The organism is Rhizobium sp. AAP43, from assembly GCF_001296045.1.
Classification (GTDB): Bacteria; Pseudomonadota; Alphaproteobacteria; order Rhizobiales; family Rhizobiaceae; genus Allorhizobium.
Genome location: NZ_LJHS01000016.1, coordinates 26,926 through 45,907 on the forward strand (window position 1 = coordinate 26,926; position 18,982 = coordinate 45,907).

Annotated in this window: 15 protein-coding genes; 6 read left to right on the plus strand and 9 right to left on the minus strand. The window is 60.3% G+C overall.

The features are described 5' to 3' along the window. Positions 1-7: 7 nt before the first annotated feature. The 7 genes from pncB to IP76_RS10760 form a co-directional block, all read right to left on the minus strand. On the minus strand, positions 8-1,312 hold the full coding sequence (gene pncB, locus IP76_RS10730; protein ID WP_054158211.1) for a nicotinate phosphoribosyltransferase: 1,305 nt from the start codon (positions 1,310-1,312) through the stop codon (positions 8-10). A 114-nt stretch (positions 1,313-1,426) separates the two neighbouring features. Then, positions 1,427-1,717: a hypothetical protein gene (locus IP76_RS10735; RefSeq protein ID WP_054158212.1), complete on the minus strand. Its 291-nt coding sequence runs from the start codon at positions 1,715-1,717 to the stop codon at positions 1,427-1,429. 89 nt (positions 1,718-1,806) lie between these two features. After that, the gene (locus IP76_RS10740; protein ID WP_054158213.1) at positions 1,807-2,769 is read right to left on the minus strand and encodes a glyoxylate/hydroxypyruvate reductase A; all 963 of its coding nucleotides are present in this window, start codon (positions 2,767-2,769) and stop codon (positions 1,807-1,809) included. Positions 2,770-2,782: 13 nt separating this feature from the next. Continuing rightward, positions 2,783-4,414 (minus strand): ABC transporter ATP-binding protein, encoded by a 1,632-nt coding sequence (locus IP76_RS10745; protein WP_054158214.1) that lies wholly within the window; start codon positions 4,412-4,414, stop codon positions 2,783-2,785. Then, complete coding sequence (locus tag IP76_RS10750) at positions 4,411-5,550, minus strand: ABC transporter permease (RefSeq protein ID WP_054158215.1); 1,140 nt, start codon at positions 5,548-5,550, stop codon at positions 4,411-4,413. The genes IP76_RS10745 and IP76_RS10750 overlap by 4 nt, the downstream gene beginning before the upstream one ends. Next, positions 5,550-6,644: a microcin C ABC transporter permease YejB gene (locus IP76_RS10755; protein ID WP_054158216.1), complete on the minus strand. Its 1,095-nt coding sequence runs from the start codon at positions 6,642-6,644 to the stop codon at positions 5,550-5,552. The genes IP76_RS10750 and IP76_RS10755 overlap by 1 nt, the downstream gene beginning before the upstream one ends. Before the next feature lie 144 nt (positions 6,645-6,788). Beyond that, a complete protein-coding gene (locus IP76_RS10760) occupies positions 6,789-8,621 on the minus strand; it encodes an extracellular solute-binding protein (protein ID WP_054158217.1) in 1,833 nt (610 codons plus the stop codon). Between the two features lie 178 nt (positions 8,622-8,799). Between IP76_RS10760 and mepA the strand changes: the two genes are divergently transcribed. The 6 genes from mepA (at position 8,800) to IP76_RS10790 (ending at position 14,788) form a co-directional block, all read left to right on the plus strand. After that, positions 8,800-9,861: a penicillin-insensitive murein endopeptidase gene (gene mepA / locus IP76_RS10765; protein WP_054158218.1), complete on the plus strand. Its 1,062-nt coding sequence runs from the start codon at positions 8,800-8,802 to the stop codon at positions 9,859-9,861. A gap of 89 nt (positions 9,862-9,950) precedes the next feature. Next, on the plus strand, positions 9,951-10,331 hold the full coding sequence (locus tag IP76_RS10770) for a methylglyoxal synthase (protein ID WP_054158219.1): 381 nt from the start codon (positions 9,951-9,953) through the stop codon (positions 10,329-10,331). A gap of 27 nt (positions 10,332-10,358) precedes the next feature. Next, positions 10,359-11,399 carry a glucokinase gene (locus IP76_RS10775; protein WP_054158220.1) on the plus strand — a complete coding sequence of 347 codons (1,041 nt, stop codon included), beginning with the start codon at positions 10,359-10,361 and terminating at the stop codon, positions 11,397-11,399. Positions 11,400-11,500: 101 nt separating this feature from the next. Then, the gene (locus tag IP76_RS10780; RefSeq protein ID WP_054158221.1) at positions 11,501-13,294 is read left to right on the plus strand and encodes an ABC transporter ATP-binding protein; all 1,794 of its coding nucleotides are present in this window, start codon (positions 11,501-11,503) and stop codon (positions 13,292-13,294) included. A gap of 9 nt (positions 13,295-13,303) precedes the next feature. Further along, on the plus strand, positions 13,304-14,131 hold the full coding sequence (gene dapB / locus IP76_RS10785; RefSeq protein WP_054158222.1) for a 4-hydroxy-tetrahydrodipicolinate reductase: 828 nt from the start codon (positions 13,304-13,306) through the stop codon (positions 14,129-14,131). A gap of 21 nt (positions 14,132-14,152) precedes the next feature. Further along, positions 14,153-14,788, plus strand: coding sequence for a 2,3-bisphosphoglycerate-dependent phosphoglycerate mutase (locus IP76_RS10790; RefSeq protein ID WP_054158223.1), 636 nt, complete (start codon positions 14,153-14,155; stop codon positions 14,786-14,788). Between the two features lie 84 nt (positions 14,789-14,872). Here IP76_RS10790 and pcaD read toward each other — a convergent pair whose 3' ends face one another. Together pcaD and polA are read right to left on the minus strand one after the other, a co-directional pair. After that, the gene (pcaD, locus tag IP76_RS10795; RefSeq protein WP_054158224.1) at positions 14,873-15,661 is read right to left on the minus strand and encodes a 3-oxoadipate enol-lactonase; all 789 of its coding nucleotides are present in this window, start codon (positions 15,659-15,661) and stop codon (positions 14,873-14,875) included. A 118-nt stretch (positions 15,662-15,779) separates the two neighbouring features. Further along, positions 15,780-18,767, minus strand: a complete 2,988-nt coding sequence (polA, locus tag IP76_RS10800) for a DNA polymerase I (RefSeq protein ID WP_054158225.1) — start codon at positions 18,765-18,767, stop codon at positions 15,780-15,782. Positions 18,768-18,982: the final 215 nt, after the last annotated feature.

Consider the following 18,982-nt stretch of genomic DNA (forward strand, 5'->3'; position numbering starts at 1 on the left):
GCGGCCGTTAGACGAGGACAGCCTGCTCCACGCGATCTTCTGAACCAAAGAAGCGCAGATAGCGCTCCACCTCGCGCGGATCACCTGTAGCCTTGCGCGGGTTGTCGGAAAGCTTGACGGCGGGGCGCCCATTGGCCTCTGAAACCTTGCAGACGATCGAAATAGGCTTGAGGCCTGCGATCTCGCTCGGCGCGCAGCCAGCAAAGTCATTGGTCAGGTTAGTACCCCAGCCGAAGCTCATCCGCACACGCCCTGCGAAGTGTCGGTAGGTGTCGATGATGGCGTCGACATCGAGCCCATCGGAAAAGATAAGCAATTTCTTGCGGGGGTCGCGTCCCATCTTCTGCCACCACTCGATGATCTTCTCTCCGCCCTCGATCGGCGGGGCGCTGTCGGGTCGAAAGCCTGTCCAGTCTGCAACCCATTCCGGAGCATTGCGGAGAAAGGAGGTCGTTCCATAAGCGTCAGGCAGAACGATCAGGAGGTTGCCGCCGTAGAGCGTGTTCCAGTCCTTCAGCACCCGATAAGGCGCGGTGGCCAATTCCTCGTCTGTCTGCGCGAGGGCCGCGATCACCATGGGCAACTCATGGGCATTGGTGCCCACGGCCTCAAGATCCGAATCCATGGCGAGCAGCACGTTGCTGGTCCCGGTAAAAGCCGGGCCGATACCTTCCTTCAGCGCCTCGACGCACCAGCGTTGCCAAAGGAAACTATGTCGACGACGGGTACCGAAATCGGAAATGCGCAGACCCGGCAGCTCGCGCAGGCGCTCCACCTTGGACCACATCTTGGCCTTGGCCCGGGCATACAGCACGTCGAGAGTGAAATATCCGAGCGACTTCATGGCTGCGCGCGAACGCAGCTCATTGATGATGGCGAGTGCAGGAATTTCCCACAGCGTCGTTTCCATCCAGGATCCGTGAAAGGTGAGCTCGTATTGACCGTCTCGGGTCGTCAGTTCGTATTCCGGGAGCTGCAGGTTGGAGAGCCAGGTCAGAAATTCCGGCTCGAAGATCTGCGAGCGGCCGTAGAAGCTGTTACCGGCGAGCCAAATCAGTTCTTTCTTGGTCAGGCGCAGCGAGCGGACATGGTCCAGTTGGTCTCGCAGTTCCTGCTCGTTGATCTCGTCTGCAAGACGCACCGTCTTTGTGCGATTGATCAGGGTGAAGGTGGCGTTGACGTCCGGATAAAGCTTCCAGATCATCTGCAACATCAGAAGCTTGTAGAAATCGGTGTCGATCAGACTGCGGATGATCGGATCGAGCTTCCAGGCATGATTGTAAACCCTGGTTGCGATATCAGTCTTCGTCATTGGCAGATGCCTTCCCTCCGCGGGCGAACCGCGGCAAACGGCCGAAACGGTTCGGCCGCCTTCCTTGCGAGTTATCGGTAATCAATTGCCGATTGTCCAGCCGGGGATATCAGCTTACTCGCTCGGCGTCGGATTGGATTGTGGTGTGGCGCCAGACTGGTTTTCCGCAGGGGAAGGCGCGGTCTCGACCGAGGGCTGGTTTGCCGGCGTGTCGGGCGCAATCGAATTGCCCCACCACTCGGCAGGGATCCAGACCAGCATGGCAAGGATTAGGCCTGCCAGCAGAACGATCAGAACTGGCTTACCGCGAAAGCCCTGACGTGCGTCCGTTGCGGTCATGGGTTCGGGCTTGAGACCTCTGGTGTTGCGATCCGTCGTATTGGGCAGGTCGATGCGGCTGCTCATGGCTTGCTCCCTTGTTTGTCAGTGCGCGACCTCCGCAGAGGTGGGCTCCATGGACAAACGGGAGCAGCATGGGTTTGTTCCGCCTGGTTTCAGTAACCCACGCTTCTGTCGACGACATGCTGAAGCGGCTGCCCTGCTTCGACCCTCTGAATTTGCTCTTCGACATGTCGAAACAAGGCGCGAACGTCTGACGCGGCAGCCGCATGGGGCGTAATCACGAGATTATCCATCTGCCAGAGAGGGCTTTCGGTGGACAGAGGCTCGCGCTCGAAGATATCCAGAGACGCCGCTTTCAATGTGCCATCGCGAAGGCAGTCGATAATGTCGACCTCCACCTGGCTCCCGCCACGGCCGGCATTGAGAAAGATCGGGCCACCGAGGACGCCATCGCGGCGAAGTTTCGAGAAGAGCGCGCGATCAAACAGTCCATGCGTCTCAGCCGTCAGCGGCAACAGGCCGACCAGTATGTCGGTGCGAGCGAGGAAATCATCGAGTGTCGCGACATCGAAGGTCTCGACCCCCGCAATCTCCTTCTTGCGGCGGGACCAACCGATGACATTAAAGCCCATGGTCTTCAGCTTTTGTGCGGCATCGGACCCCAGAACACCCAACCCCATGACACCGACGGTCACGTCTCTCGCTTCCGGCTGGCCGCCGATCTCGTTCCAGGTTTTCGCCCTCTGCTGCCGGGCATAGGCAAACCCATGGCGCAGATGATGCAGGCACTGCCAGACCACCCATTCGCTCATCCGGTCCGTCAGGCTGCGGTCGACGAAACGCACGACAGGCAGGTTGGGCAGTCCCGGGACGGACAGCACATGGTCGACGCCTGCCCCCCCGGAAAAGATCGCCTTTAAACTTGCCGCCCGGCTGAACAGGGACGGATCGGGCTTCCACACGACGGCATAAGACGCCTGTGAGAGGTCGATGTCTTTCTGGGTCGGATCGCCAAGATCGATCACAGAGCGTCCGGGGAAGGCTGTCTTCAATGCTTTAGCCACGTCGTCGCGGCCGAACTTAAGATCGACGATGATGGAGTTCTGGTCGGACATTAGATCGCTTTCACTACTGGCGCATGCCGCCGGTCTCAACGGCTTCGAGGCTGAAGGCAGCGGCCATCAGCGCTTTGGTATAGTCTGCTTTCGGGGCAGCGAAGACATCTGCCGCCGGCCCCTGCTCGACAACCTTTCCGGCCCGCATCACAATCAGGTCGTTGGCGAGCGCCTTCACCACCTTGAGATCGTGGCTGATGAACAGATATGCGAGATCGTGCCTCGCCTGCAGGTCACGCAGGAGGTCAACGACCTGAGCTTGAACGGTCATATCGAGTGCAGACGTCGGCTCGTCAAGCATCACGAAGCGAGGCTTCAGAACCATGGCCCTGGCAATCGCGATGCGCTGTCTCTGGCCACCGGAGAATTCATGCGGATATCGCCAGCGCGTTGCGGGATCGAGCCCGACTTCCTCAAGCGCCCAGCAGACTCGTGCATCTCGCTCTTCAGCCGACAGGCGTTTCTCGTGCACCTTCAATCCTTCAGCGATGATTTCACCAATCGACATTCGGGGGCTGAGCGAACCGAAGGGATCCTGAAAGACGATCTGCAGCTTGTCTCGCAGAGGCCGCATGTCGCTGTAGGAGAAGGAACCGATATCTTTGCCGATGAAGCTGATGCGCCCACGCGACGAAATTAGACGCGCAAGGGCAAGGCCGAGCGTGGTTTTGCCGGAACCGGATTCGCCGACGACACCCAGGGTCTGCCCGGCGCGGAGCACGAGATCGACACCGTCGACAGCCTTTACATGATCCACGGTCCTGCGGAGAAAGCCTGCCTTGATCGGAAACCAGACGCGAATGTCTTCGCCCTGCATGACAACAGGCTTCGTCGTGTCCGCCACGGGCGGTTCGCCACGGGGCTCAGAGCCGAGGAGCTTCTTGGTATAGTCGTGTTGCGGATTTTCGAAGATGTCCTCAACCCTGCCCGCTTCGACGATCCGCCCCTTGGTCATGACGCAGACCCGATCGGCGAATTTTCGCACAATGCCGAGATCGTGGGTGATGAACAGCATGGACATGCCGTGCTCGGTCTTCAGCCTGCCCAAAAGCTCGAGGATCTGGGCCTGAACAGTAACATCCAGCGCCGTGGTCGGCTCGTCGGCGACCAGCAATTTTGGCCGGTTGGCAAGGGCCATCGCGATCATGACGCGTTGCCGTTGACCGCCTGACAGTTCGTGCGGAAAGGCATTCAGGCGTTTCTCCGGTTCCCGAATACCGACCTGATGGAGCAGTTCGAGAATTCTGGCGCGCGCCGCTGCCCCTGTCATCCCCTGATGCAGGCCCAGGATTTCCCCAATCTGTCGCTCGATCGTGTGGAGCGGATTGAGCGAGGTCATCGGCTCCTGGAAGATCATGGTGATGTCGTTGCCGCGCACATGCCGCAACTCCGGCTCGCTCGCCGTCATCAGGTTCTGCCCGTCGAACAGGATCTCGCCGGACGGGTGGCTGGCGGACGGATAGGGAAGGAGCTTGAGGATCGATGCCGCTGAGACGGATTTTCCAGAGCCGGATTCTCCGACCAAGGCGACGATCTCTCCCCTGCCGATGTCGAAGGAAATGCGATCGACGGCCAGGCTCTCGCGGCCGCCCTGATGGAAGGCGACAGAAAGATTGCGGACGGAGAGGAGCGGATTGCTTGTCATCGAAAGGTCTTTCGCGGGTCAAACGCGTCGCGGACCGCTTCGCCAACGAAGATCAGCAGTGAGAGCATGATCGACATGGTGAAGAAGGCGGTGAGGCCCAACCAGGGCGCCTGGAGGTTACGCTTGCCCTGGGCGATCAGTTCGCCGAGCGAGGGGGAGCCAGGCGGCATCCCGAAGCCGAGGAAGTCGAGAGAGGTCAGTGTTGTGATCGAGCCCGACAGGATGAACGGCAGAAAGGTCAAGGTTGCCACCATGGCATTGGGCAGGAGATGGCGGAACATGATGGTCCAGTTCCCCACGCCAAGCGCGCGTGCGGCATTGACGTATTCGAAATTGCGGGCTCGGAGGAATTCCGCCCGCACGATGCCGACGAAACCGACCCAGGAGAAGAGCAGCATGATGCCAAGCAACACGAAGAAGCCAGGCGGCAGGATCGAGGCGATGATCAGGAGAATGTAGAGAACGGGCAAGGACGACCAGATCTCGATAAAGCGCTGCATGAGCAGGTCCGTCCAGCCGCCGAAATAACCCTGCACGGCTCCGGCCGTGACGCCGATCAGAGCTGAAGTTAGGGTCAGCGCCAATCCGAAGAGAATGGAGATACGAAAGCCGTAGATCATGCGGGCCGTGACATCGCGCGCCTGATCGTCGGTGCCCAGCCAGTTCATGTTGCCGAGCACGCAATTGGGGTCTTCCGCCTTCAGCGGATAGGCCGCGCAGCGGGTGTCCTTGTCCATCAGCCAGAAGGGTGCCGTGGGTGCCGAATGCGGGATTTCGGAGTTCACCGTGCGATAGGAATAGCGGATCGGCGGCCAGACCATCCAGCCATTGGCATTGATTTCGTCGGAGATGAAGGACGAGCGGTAGTCGGTGAGCGCGAGAAAGCCACCGAACTTCTCCTCTGGATAGTCTACCAGGACCGGGAACAGGACTTCGCCCTTGTAGACCGCAATGATCGGCTTGTCGTTGGCAATGAATTCCGCCCCAAGACTGAGCACGAAGAGCAGCATGAAGATCCAGAAGGACCAGAAGCCGCGTCGATTGGCCTTGAAGTTTTCCAACCGCCGCCTGTTCGTGGGCGTAAGGAAGGGGCGCTTGACGGGGGCGGATGCGGTCGAGACTTCGATTGCGGACATTAGACGTCCCTCCGTTCGAAGTCGATGCGGGGATCGATCCAGGTGTAGATGAGGTCTGAAACCAGGCTAATCACGAGGCCCATCAGCGAGAAGATGTAGAGCGTGGCAAAGACGATCGGATAGTCGCGATTGACAATGGCGAGGTAACCGAGGCGGCCGAGACCATCGAGCGAGAAGATGTTCTCGATCAGAAGCGAACCGGTGAAGAAGGCCGAGATGAAAGCGCCCGGCATGCCGGCGATCACGATCAGCATCGCATTGCGGAAGACGTGGCCATAGAGAACCTGGCGCTCGGCCAACCCCTTCGCCCGCGCCGTCACGACGTACTGCTTCTTGATCTCGTCAATGAAGGAATTCTTGGTGAGAAGCGTGGTGGTGGCGAAGGCGGACAGGATCAGGGCGGTCAGCGGCAAGGCCAGATGCCAGAAGTAATCCAGGATCTTCTCCCACCAGGAGAGTGCCGCGAAATTGTCTGAGGTCAGCCCGCGCAGAGGGAACCAGTCGAAGAAGGAGCCACCGGCGAACAGCACGATCAGAAGGATGCCGAACAGGAAGCTTGGCACTGCGTAGCCGATAACGATGATACCCGACGTCCACACATCGAAAGTGGAGCCATCCTTCACGGCTTTGCGGATACCGAGCGGGATGGAGATCGCATAGGATATCAAGAGGACCCAGACCCCGAGCGAGATCGAGACTGGCATTTTTTCAATGATCAGGTCGATGACCGAGGTGTTGCGGAAGAAGCTCTCGCCGAAATCGAAACGGATATAGTTCCACATCATTTCGAGGAAGCGCTCCGCCGGCGGCTTGTCGAAACCGAATTGCTTCTCAAGCTTGGCAATCAGGTCAGGGTCCAACCCCTGAGCGCCGCGATAACGGGAACCGCCCTCGTCCATGCCATTGGGTTGACCGAGCATGTCGCCGCCGCCAGACAGGCGGGCATCGGCGCTGTCGCCCTGGCCACTCAGCTGCGCGATGACCTGTTCGACCGGGCCACCCGGGGCAAACTGCACGACGACGAAGGAGATGCCCATGATGCCGATGATCGTCGGGATCATCAGAAGCAGGCGGCGCAGAATATAGGCGGTCATGCCGGATGCTCCGTCGCGACCCGTGATCTGCGTTGCGGGCACACACCCATTGCGTCAGCCAAGCCGTTCGCCTCCATGCTCGAGCGATTCGTCAATCATCATTCCTAGACCGTCAGCCTCTCGGCGCAAACCCCGGAGCACGCCTCACGGGGTTTTCGCCCACCATATGGCCGGAAAGCCGGTACTGTAGGCCGGCAGCTCCGAGGGGTGCTCGAACTTATCCCAGAAGGCGTATCGAGCCGTTTGGCCATAGTAGAGCGGAATGACATAATCGTTGGCAAGCAGCACACGGTCCATCGCTTTCGTTGCGGCAACTTGCTGATCACGGTCCCGTGGGAAAATGATCTTCTCGATCAGCGCATCGACGGCAGGATCGGCAATGCCCGCATAGTTCTTCGACCCCTCCCGCGCAACGGCAGCCGAACTCCAATAGTCCCTCTGCTCGTTGCCGGGATTCAACGTCTGCGCCCAGACGTTCCAAGTCATGTCGTAGTCAAACGACCGCAGCCTGTTGGTATACTGGGCATCATCGACAGTGCGGATCTGCATGTCGATGCCGATCTTGCGCAGCTGCTGCTGGTAGGGCACCGCGACCACTTCCAACTGGGGGCTCGATAGCAGCAGCTCGAAACGGAATGGCTGCCCCGTTGCAGCATTCACCATGGCATTGCCACGCAACTCGAAGCCGGCCTCCTTGAGCAATCCGACAGCCTTGCGAAGGTTGTCGCGGGAGGCCTGAGGCGAACCGCCGACGGGATTTGCATAGGGCGTATCGAAGACCCCCGCCGGAACCTTGTCCTTCAGTCCGTTCAGAAGTTCGAGTTCCTCGCCCTGCGCGAGCCCTCTTGAGGCCAGTTCAGTACCGAAAAAGAAGCTGTCGACACGTTGATAGGCGCCATAAAACACCGTGCGGTTCAACTCCTCGAAGTCGAGAGCATAGTTCAGGGCGCGGCGAACGCGCTGGTCCTTGAACAGGTCACGGCGCATGTTCGGGACCAGTGCCTGCATGACGCCGGTTGCCCGGAACGGGTTCTCGTATTCTTCCTTGCGGACACGTCCGTCCTTGACTGCGGGGAAGTCGAAGCCGGTCGCCCATCGAGCGGCACGCGTCTCAGTCCAGAAATCAGTATTGCCGGACCGGAAGGCCTCGAACTCGACATCTCGATCTCCGAACATCGTATAGCTGATCGTCTGGAAATTGTTTTGGCCGATGTTGACGTTGATGTCCTTGCCCCAATAGTTATCGCGGAGTTCGTATCGGATCGTTGCCCCCGCACGGAAATCGGCGATCCTGTAGGGACCTGATCCAACAGGCGGCTCGAGCATGGTGCGGGACACATCGCGTCCCTCTTCCCACCAGTGCTTCGGGACGACCGGGAACTGTCCGAGGATCATGGGCAGTTCGCGATTGTTCTTCTGATCGAAGCGGAACGTGACGTCCCGGTCGCCGGTCTTTTCCGCCGACGTCACATGGCCGTAATAGCTCGTATAAAGCGGATTGTGCTCCTTCAACTTCTCGAAGCTGAAGATCACATCCTCCGGCGTGACCGGCTTTCCGTCGGAGAATTTCGCTTCAGCACGCAGTCTGAAGGTCGCAGAAGAGTAATCCGACGGGAAGGAGACGCCTTCGGCGAGAAGACCATATCCCGTCGAAATCTCGTCATCGACATCCTTCAGGAGCGTGTCATAGACCAGAGCCAGCGCAGGCGCCACCTCACCACGGTCGAGGATGATGTTGAAGCTATCGAAGGTGCCGGTCGAAGACATGCGCAGCTCGCCGCCTTTCGGCGCCTGAGGGTTAACGTAGTCAAGATGCGAAAAATCTGCCGGATATTTGGGGTCTCCAATGATCGCCACGGCGTGGCGGAACGGTTCTGTCGGTTCCTGCGCGGATACATCTGCGCCATACAGCGCGAGCCCGCCGACGAGTGCCCAGCAAGTCAAACGTTCTGCGATCGCGGAAAAACCAGCTCTCATGCACCATACCCCTCGTTTTCATAGGGTCAGGATAGGGCAAATGACGGCAAAATACAGACGGCTGACACAGATGTGAGTGTGTCGGCATTCGAAGATTCACCAAATTTTGGTTTCAAGATAAGATCTTCAGATGATTCCTGCGGCTCAGAGGGCCGGGCTATCGAGGACAAACATAACGATGACAGCGGCAAATTGGGCTCGCGGCTTTACCCGGGCCGTCATGCTGACGGCGGCATTTTCGATCGCGACGGGCGATCTGGCGATGGCAGAATCGCCCCCAGCCAAGGAACTCTTCGGGGGCATGCGATTGCCGAGCAAGGCGGCGCCGTCTCCTTACGGATCCTATGCCAAGGGCTGCATCTCCGGTGCTGTTGCCATCCCGACCGATGGCCCGACCTGGCAGGCCATGCGCCTTTCTCGCAACCGGCGCTGGGGCCATCCGGCCATGATCTCCCTGCTCGAAAGGTTCTCAACCGATGCGGCAGCGCTCGGCTGGGGTTCGGGCATCCTGATCGGTGACATTTCGCAGCCGCGCGGCGGGCCGATGTTATCGGGGCATGCCTCGCACCAAATTGGGCTCGATGCCGATATCTGGTTTACCCCAAAGCCAGCCCAGCCGCTCAGCCCGCAACAGCGCGAGGACATGCCGTTCACCTCAATGCTGGACAAGAGCAAGTTCCTGACTGTGGACAAGAAGCGCTGGACCCCAACCCATGCACAGGTCGTCGTTCGGGCCGCGAGTTATCCGCAGGTGGAGCGCGTCTTCGTCAATCCGGCGATCAAGAAGAAGCTCTGCGACACCTGGACAGGCGATCGCGCCGTGCTTGGCAAGATCCGCCCTATCTATGGCCATGACGAGCATTTCCACATCCGGATCAAATGCCCGGAGGGGGCGACCGGCTGCAAGCCGCAGGCTGCCGTTGCCGCCGGTGACGGGTGTGACAAGTCGCTTGCCTGGTGGTTCACACAGGAGCCTTGGGCGGCGCCGAAGAAAGATCCGAAGGCAAAGCCTGCGCCGCCGCCACGCGCCATGGGCCTTTCCGATCTGCCGCGCGCCTGCTCCACCGTGCTGAACCAGCCGGCACCCAGCGATGAAATGGAGGCGACCTACCGCCCGAGCGGCGGTGCGCTTGCAGCACAGGCCTCGGCCTTCGCACCCTCTCAGCCCGTCGATGGCTCCCCTGCCTTCAACGTGCCTGCCTGGGTTCCGGTCCCGCCACCGCGGCCGGCTGGCTTCTAAGCGAGAGGCGCAAACGGATGACCTTTTCAAGCGGCATCGGCTGCGATAAACGGTTGATCAAATCGATTTAAAGAGGCCATCGAACCGCCATGACCCGCGTCCCCTGCATTGCCCTGATCGCTCACGACCAGATGAAGGACGAGATGGCCAGCTTCGCGACGCGGCACATGACGAAGCTTCTTCCCTGGCGGATTGTCGCCACCGGCACAACCGGCGGACGGATCAAGGATGCCTGCCCGGAACTTGATGTAACGCGACTGAAAAGCGGGCCTCTCGGCGGCGATCAACAGATTGGCGCCTTGATATCAACCGGGGAAGTCGACATGCTCGTCTTCTTCGTCGATCCCTTGACGCCCATGCCGCATGATGTGGACGTCAAGGCGTTGATGCGCCTCGCGACTGTTTACGACATCCCGATGGCACTCAACCTCGCAACCGCCGAAATCCTGATCCAGACCCTGACTGCCTGAGGCAGCGGCGCCAAGACCGGACACACCATGGCCCAGACACTCCGCGACCAGCAACTCCCCTTCCCGATTCTCATCGGCGATATCGGCGGCACCAATGCCCGGTTCTCGATCATTGTCGACGAGAGTGGCGAGACCGTCAGCTTTCCCAATGTGGTCAACAAGGACTTTGCAACGATTGACGAGGCTATCCGCGTCAGCGTGCTTCAAGCCGCATCCCATAAACCTCGGTCGCTGATCCTGGCGCTCGCCGGACCGATCAAGGGAGATGAAGTTCCTCTCACCAACTTCCCCTGGATAGTTCGCCCCAAGGTGCTGATGGCGGAGCTTGGCTTCGCCGAGGTGCTGCTGCTGAATGACTTCGAGGCACAGGCCTTGGCGGCCGCAACGCTTGAGCCCTCCGACCGGCATCCTCTGGGCTCGCTCAGCGAGGCACCCCTCGGGTCCCGCGTTGTGCTCGGTCCTGGCACGGGTCTCGGCGTAGCGGGTCTCGTCAGGGCTCGCGACATGTGGTTTCCGGTTCCCGGTGAAGGCGGACATGTGGATGTTGGACCGCGGACGGCGCGCGACCACCAGATCTGGCCGCATCTGACGCCCGTGCGCGACACCCATGCCAAACTCGGCCGGATCTCGGCCGAAGAGCTTCTGTCAGGCCGCGGCCTCATGAATATCTATCGAGCGCTATGCAAGGCAGAAGGGAACCGGACACCGGCCTATGACGACCCGGCAGAGGTCTCTACGTCTGGCATTGCGGGCGCTGATGCACTGGCAGGAGAGGCACTCAGCCTGTTTGCCACCTATCTCGGGCGGGTTGCGGGTGACCTCGCACTGATCTTCATGGCGAAGGGCGGCGTGTTTCTCGCCGGTGGGATCTCGCCGAAGATCCTGCCAGCCCTGCAAAGCGGTGAGTTCCGGGAGGCCTTCGAGGACAAGGCGCCGCATCAGGCTGTGCTGCACGGAATACCGACTTTCGTGGTCACACATCCGCAGGCCGCGCTGCACGGATTGGCGGCCTATGCGCTCGCCCCTTCCGATTTTGGTCTGGCGACTGAGGGCCGTCACTGGCGCTGAAGCGCCCAAAGCTGCCGCTATGGCCAAACCGGCCGCGACTGGCTATAGAGCGGCGGCGCCGAAGGACGGCGCCGCGAGCGCAATCGGCAGGGACGATTTTCTTGACAGCCAAGGCCACTGATCAGCAGACACCCGACAGCGAGAAGGTGACAGACATTCTACGCCGGGTGATCGCCGAAAACGGGCGTGAACATGTACGCGGTTATGCCTTCGCGATCCTGTGTCTCCTGACGGTCGCGATGACGACCGCCTTTACCGCCTGGATCATGGAGTCCGTCGTCAACGAGGCCTTCGCCAATCGTCGCGCCGATCTCGTCTGGATCATCTGCGGCTCGATCTTCGTTGCATTCGTGGTGCGCGGGTTTGCCGGATATGGCCAGGCCGTAACGCTCGCCAAGATCGGCAACAACATCGTGGCGCGGTACCAAACCCGGCTCTTCGCCCATCTGATGACACTGTCGATCGGCTATTTCAACGAAGCCCGCTCCGGTCGGCTCGCTGCCCAGCTGAACCAGAATATCAACGGTGTCCGCGACGTCCTGAACTTGACAGTGACGTCGCTTGCCCGTGATCTGGTGACTCTGATTTCGTTGCTTGCGGTGATGATCTACCAGGACATCGTGCTCTCGCTGATCGTCTTTACCGTCGCGCCCCCGCTGCTGCTCGGCCTGCGCTATATCTCAAAGCGCCTGCGCAGCGTGACCAAAGATGCCGTCATTCTCAATGCACACGTCCTCGGCGCCATGCAGGAAACGGTTCAGGGCATTGCGATCGTCAAGGCGTTCACCATGGAGCCAGTGCTCGCCGGCAAGATCCAGAAGACGATCAATGCCGCGGAACAGCGCTCGAACCGGATTGCGCGGCTGAGCGAACGCAATGGCCCGCTGACTGAATCGCTTGCAGGCCTTTCGATTGCCGGGGTCATGGCCTATGCCGCCTATCAGGCGATCTATGGCGGTGTGTTGCCGGGTGCCTTCTTCTCCTTCGTCACGGCCTTGCTTCTGGCTTATGAGCCGGCAAAGCGTCTTGCCCGCCTTCAGGTTCAGATGGAGCGTGCCGCCGTCAATGCCCGGATGATCTACGAGATCCTGGATACGCAGCCGCATCAGCGCGACAGGGCCGGTGCCGGGCAGATCAAGGTCGGTCCGGCGAGGATCGAGTTCCGCAACGTTACCTTCTCCTATGGTGACACTGGCCCAGTTCTGCGAGACGTGAGTTTTATTGCCGAAGGCGGCAAGACGACGGCACTGGTCGGTCCCTCGGGGGCTGGCAAGTCCACCGTGATTACACTCGTGCCGCGCTTCTATGATCCGGTTGAGGGTCAGATCCTGATCGATGACCAGGATATTGCCGATGTGACAAAGACGTCGCTGCGCCAGCACATCGCTTATGTTTCGCAGCAGCCCTATCTGTTCGAGGGCACGATCCGAGACAATATCCGCTACGGTCGACCTGAAGCGACGGATGCCGAAATCGAAGAAGCCGCAAGGCTTGCCAATGCTCATGACTTTATCCTGCAGCAGCCGCTGGGCTACGAGACGCCGGTTGGTGAAAATGGCGTGACCCTGTCCGGAGGCCAGCGCCAGAGACTGTCGATTGCCCGCGCCCTGGTGCGCAATGCGCCGATTCTTCTGCTCGACGAGGCAACCTCGGCTCTTGACACGGAATCGGAAGCGCTTGTCCAGCAGGCGCTCGATGCGGCCATGGCCGGCCGAACCGTGATCGTGATCGCCCACCGGCTTTCCACCGTGGTCAATGCCGACAAGATCATCGTGATGCAGGCCGGTCAGGTGGTCGAGCAAGGCACGCATGAAAGCCTTGCGAAGCAATCGGGCGGTCTCTACGCTCGGCTCAACAATCTCCAGACCGTCTCGGGCGGCCAGGACCTGATCTAGGAACGACGCATGATGGACAGCCCGATGAAGCTCGTGGTGGTGGGGGCAGCCGGCCGGATGGGCCAGACGCTGATCCGCTTGATCAACGACACGCCTGGAGTTGTTCTGCATGCCGCTGTCGAACGTGCCGGATCGGCAGCGATCGGTCGGGACGCCGGTGATGTCGCCCTGATTGGTCCGCTCGGCGTGACTGTTACCGATGACCCGCTTCAGGCCTTCCTGCATGCTGACGGTGTGATCGACTTCACCTCTCCCGCCTCCAGCGTGGAATTTGCGGCACTCGCCGCACAGGCGCGAATCGTGCACGTCATCGGGACGACGGGCTGCCTGCCAGAGCATGAGGACAAAATCGATGCCGCTGCCCGCCACGCCCGTGTGGTCAAGTCTGGCAATATGAGCCTCGGCGTCAACGTACTCTCGGTTCTCGTCAAGCAGGCGGCTCGCGCGCTCGAAGCCTCCGGCTGGGATATCGAGGTGCTCGAAATGCACCACAAGCACAAGGTGGATGCACCTTCCGGCACAGCCCTTCTGCTCGGTGAAGCGGCCGCTCAGGGGCGCGGAATTGATCTTGCCGACCATTCCGTGCGTGTGCGTGATGGCCATACCGGACCACGCGAGGAAGGCTCGATCGGCTTTGCCACGCTCCGCGGTGGCTCGGTCATCGGCGAGCATTCGGTGCTGTTTGCCGCTGAAGGCGAGATCGTCACCCTGTCACACAGCGCAGGCGACCGATCCCTTTTCGCTCGTGGCGCGTTGAAGGCCGCCACATGGGCCCGGGACAAGAAGCCCGGCCGTTACACCATGCTCGACGTGCTCGGGCTCAACTCCACCCCCTGATCGTCAAGAGAGGAATTGTCGATGACCGGTACACTCGTACTCGTGCGCCATGGCCAGAGCGACTGGAACCTGAAAAACCTGTTTACCGGCTGGCGTGATCCTGATCTCACCGAGCTCGGCGTTCAGGAAGCAAATGCTGGTGGTAAGGCGCTTGCCGATTATGGCATCAAGTTCGATATCGCCTTCACTTCGGTTTTGACCCGCGCGCAGAAGACCTGCAACATCATCCTCGAAAACGTCGGCCAGACCGACCTCGAGACGATCAAGGATGAGGCGCTGAATGAGCGCGACTATGGGGATCTCTCCGGCCTCAACAAGGACGATGCCCGCGCCAAATGGGGCGAGGAGCAGGTGCATATCTGGCGCCGCTCCTATGACGTCCCGCCGCCGGGCGGCGAAAGCCTGCGTGACACGGGTGCCCGCGTCTGGCCGTACTATCTGACCGAGATCCTGCCGCGCGTTCTGCGTGGCGAGAAGGTGCTGGTCGCAGCGCATGGCAATTCGCTGCGTTCGCTGGTCATGGTTCTCGACAAGCTGACCAAGGAACAGATCCTCAGCGTCAACCTCGCGACCGGCGTTCCCATGGTCTACAAGCTGAATGCGGATTCGACTGTCGCTTCGAAGGAAGTCCTCGGCGACATGTCCGGCGCGCATTAAGGCCAAGCCGAAAGCGAAAGTTAAAATGCATGAAGCCGCCTCTTGGGGCGGCTTCTTTCTTTTTTGGGTCTTCAGCGTTGCCTTTTACTGCTTGCGCATGAAGCCCTGAATGAGTTCGGCGAGCGCTTCCGGCTGCTCGACGCAGGGAAGATGGGCGCAATCTTCAATGACCTCGAAACGCGCGCCGGGGATAAGATCGGCACCGGCCTGGACGGTTTCGGGCGGGGTCGAGCCATCCTGGTCCCCAACGACGACGAGCGTGGGGACGGTAATCGTCGGCAAGACATCGGAGAAGTCGGCATCGCGCAGGGCGGCGCAGGTCGACAAATAGCCGGCTACCGACTGGCGTGTCATCATCAAGCGGTAGCCTGCGAGATCATCCGCGCGTTCTTCGTGGAAGACCGGCGTGAACCACCGCTGCATGGCATTGTCGGCAGCACTGTCCAGTCCGCCCTTCTCAATGCCGGCCATGCGCTCGGCCCAGATCTCGGCGGTGCCGATCCGTGGTGCGGTGTCACAGAGGACCAGCTTGCGGAACAGGTCGGGCCGCTCTTTCCAAAGTCCCTGGCAGACGAGGCCGCCGACAGAAAGACCGCAGAACGTGGCCTTGCGAATGCCAAGTGTATCGCAAAGCTCGGCGAGATCCGACACCAGATCGTCCATGCCGAAGGGCTTATCCGCACCGCCCGACAGACCGTGACCGCGGCTGTCGTAGAGGAGCACGGAGACATCCTCGCCCAGTTCATCGAACAAGGGCAGCCAGATGCGAAAATCGGTGCCGAGACCATTCGAGAAAACAATCAGGTTCTTGGCTTTCGCCTCCCCGATCAGTTCATAATGCATGACGTTGCCGTTGATGGTCGCGAAGGCCAAGGCGCAGATCTCCTGTGGTGGTCTGGTTTCGGAGCGCATGCGGCGATCAGCCGATCAACCGTTGCACTCCATCTCTGTTTGTTTCCGCATTCCTCGGCGCTAGGCCGCTCGAAATGCGTCAGTGCGCCTCGTCCCAATTGTGGGCAGCACGCGCATCGACCTTCAGCGGCACCCGCATGTCGACCGCTGGCATCGCGGCATTTTCCATGACGTCGACGATGACCGGCAAGGCGAGATCAACTGCTTCGTCCTCGACCTCGAAGATCAGTTCGTCATGGACCTGCAGCAGCATACGGACGCGTTCGCCCAGACCTGCTATGGACAGAGCCGGCTCGATCTTGATCATCGCCCGGCGAATGACATCGGCGGCGGAGCCCTGGATCGGCGCATTGATCGCGGCGCGCTCGTTAAAGGCACGCATGGACGGGTTTGAGGACCTAATTTCCGGATAGTGCGCGCGGCGGCCGAAAATGGTTTCGACATAGCCGTTTTCGCGGGCGAAGGCCTTGGTGGCTTCCATGTAATCCTTGATGCCGGGGAAACGTTCGAAATACTTCTTGATATAGTCGCCGGCTTCCGATCGCTCGATGCTCAGCTGATTTGCAAGTCCGAAGGCAGAAATGCCGTAGATGATGCCGAAGTTGATCGCCTTGGCACGACGGCGGACTTCCGACGGCATGCCCTCGACCGGCACGCCGAACATTTCGGATGCGGTCATGGCATGAATGTCGACGCCATCGGCAAAGGCCTGGCGCAGTTGCGGGATATCCGCGACATGGGCGAGGACTCGCAGCTCGATCTGGCTATAGTCGGCCGACAGAAGCTTGTGTCCTGGCGTAGAGATGAAGGCCGTACGGATCTTGCGACCTTCTGCCGTGCGAACCGGAATGTTCTGCAGGTTCGGCTCAGATGACGACAGGCGGCCAGTGGTCGTGGAGGCTAGCGAATAGCCCGTGTGGACCCGCTTCGTTTCCGGATGAATATAGCCGGGCAGCGCATCCGTGTAGGTGGATTTAAGTTTGGTCAGCTGACGCCAATCGACAATCTTGCGCGGCAGTGGTGCACCTTCGGCAGCCAGATCTTCGAGGACCTGAGCAGAGGTCGACCATTGACCGGTCTTGGTCTTCGATCCGCCTGGCAGGCCTAGTCTGCCGAAGAGAATGTCACCGAGCTGCTTGGGCGAGCCGATGTTGAAACGCTCGCCGGCCAATTCGTAGACCTCATCCTCGGCAGCGGCCGCCTTCTGGGCCAATTCTCCGGAAAGGCGCGAAAGGATCTGCCTGTCGACGGTGATGCCACGCTCCTCCATATGGGCAAGCACCGGCACCAGTGGGCGCTCCAAGCGCTCATAGATGCGGGTAAGACCCTCAGCCGCGAGGCGCGGCTTCAGAACCAGCCAGAGGCGCAGCGTGACGTCGGCATCTTCCGCTGCATAGGCAGTGGCGCGGTCGATATCGACGAGATCGAAGGTGACTGCAGATTTGCCGGAGCCGGCGACATCCTTGTAGGCGATCGGCGTGTGGCCGAGCCACTTTTCCGACAGGGCGTCCATGCCGTGATTGCCCTTGCCAGCATCCAGCACATAGGACAGAAGCATCGTATCCTCGAAGGACTGCATAACGATGCCGAGGCGCTTCATGACGAGGTAGTCGTATTTGAGGTTCTGCGCGACCTTGAGGACGGACGGATCTTCGAGCAGGTCCTTCAATGCTGCCAGGGCCTCTCCCATCGGGATCTGACCTTCGGCATGCCCCCCGCCAAGAAGGTCACCGACGCCGGTCTTGTGGGCAAGTGGCACATAGGCCGCCCGGATATCGCTCGATCCCGGGGAAGTAGTGTTGTCCTGAATGGCGAGCGAAACTCCAACCAGTTCGGCCTGCATCGGATCGAGGCTGGTGGTTTCTGTATCAAAAGCAACAAGACCGGTTTCACGGGCAGCAGCTATCCAGCTCTCCAGCGTTGGAAGGTCCCGGATCGCAACATAGGACGTCCGGTCGATCGGCTTGCTGGCAAAGGTTTCCGCGCGAGACCGGGAGAGATCTGCCGGGGTCCTACCCTCTGTCGAGTTTACACTCGCTGTCGTGACCGTAGATGTAGCGACCTGGGCTTTCTCTGGCGCAGGTGAGGCGCCGGCTTCGGCCTTATCGAGATCAGGCCCACGCGCGGCGTCGCCCCATTCGACCGGCACGGCCGCCGCCTCGATCGCGGCGGCATCGCAATCGCAGGCTTCCGCCACGCGACGGGTCAGCGTGGTAAACTCCATCGCCTTCAGGAAGCCGATAAGCCTTGGCCCGTCCTGGGGCTCAAGCACGAGCGCGTCGAGATCCATGTCGGTTGGCACATCGGTGCGCAACTCGACCAGTTGCCGCGATACGCGTGCGAGATCGGCGTTTGCGACGATGTTTTCCCGACGCTTGACCTGCTTGATCTCGCCGGCGCGGGCCAGCAGGGTTTCAAGGTCGCCGAATTCCTCAAGCAGTTGGGCCGCCGTTTTCGGGCCAATGCCAGGTATGCCGGGAACGTTGTCCGTCGAGTCGCCGGTCAGCGCCTGCAGATCGATCATCTTTTCCGGCGGCACGCCCCATTTCTCGACGACATCCGGAATGCCGATCTGCTTGTCCTTCATCGCGTCGTACATGTGTACATTGGCAGTGACTAGCTGCATCAGATCCTTGTCGGAAGATACAATCGTGACGTCGGCACCAACGGCTTCCGCCTGGCGGGCATAGGTCGCGATGATATCGTCGGCTTCGAAGCCCTCTGTCTCGATGCAGGGGAGATTAAAGGCGCGGGTCGCATGGCGAATGAGCCCGAATTGCGGGATCAGATCCTCCGGTGGCGCGGACCGGTTCGCCTTGTAGAGAGGATAGATTTCCTTGCGGAAGGTTGTCGACGAATAGTCGAAGATGACGGCGAGATGGGTCGGCGTCACGCCCACATCCGTGTTGCGCGCATCGCGCAGCAGCTTCCACAGCATGTTGCAGAAACCCGATACCGCATTGACGGGAAGACCGTCCGACTTGCGGTTCAGGGCCGGGATGGCGTGGAAGGCGCGGAAGATGAAACCCGAGCCGTCGACAAGGAAAAGATGATCGCCTGTTTTCATGTCGGCATGGATAGCGCGGCGTGGTCAAAACGTCCATGAGGCTTTGACCTGCATCCGGGAAAAGCTTTAGCTGACACGCAGCGAGGGCATACAGTAGTGCTTGCTCACGAAAAGCTTACCGATTTGTAATCCGGCATTCCCTTGAAAAACCGCATTGCCCGCCACAAATCCTTGTCATCGGCGACTGATCACGCCGAAGTCTGAATGAGGCTCGT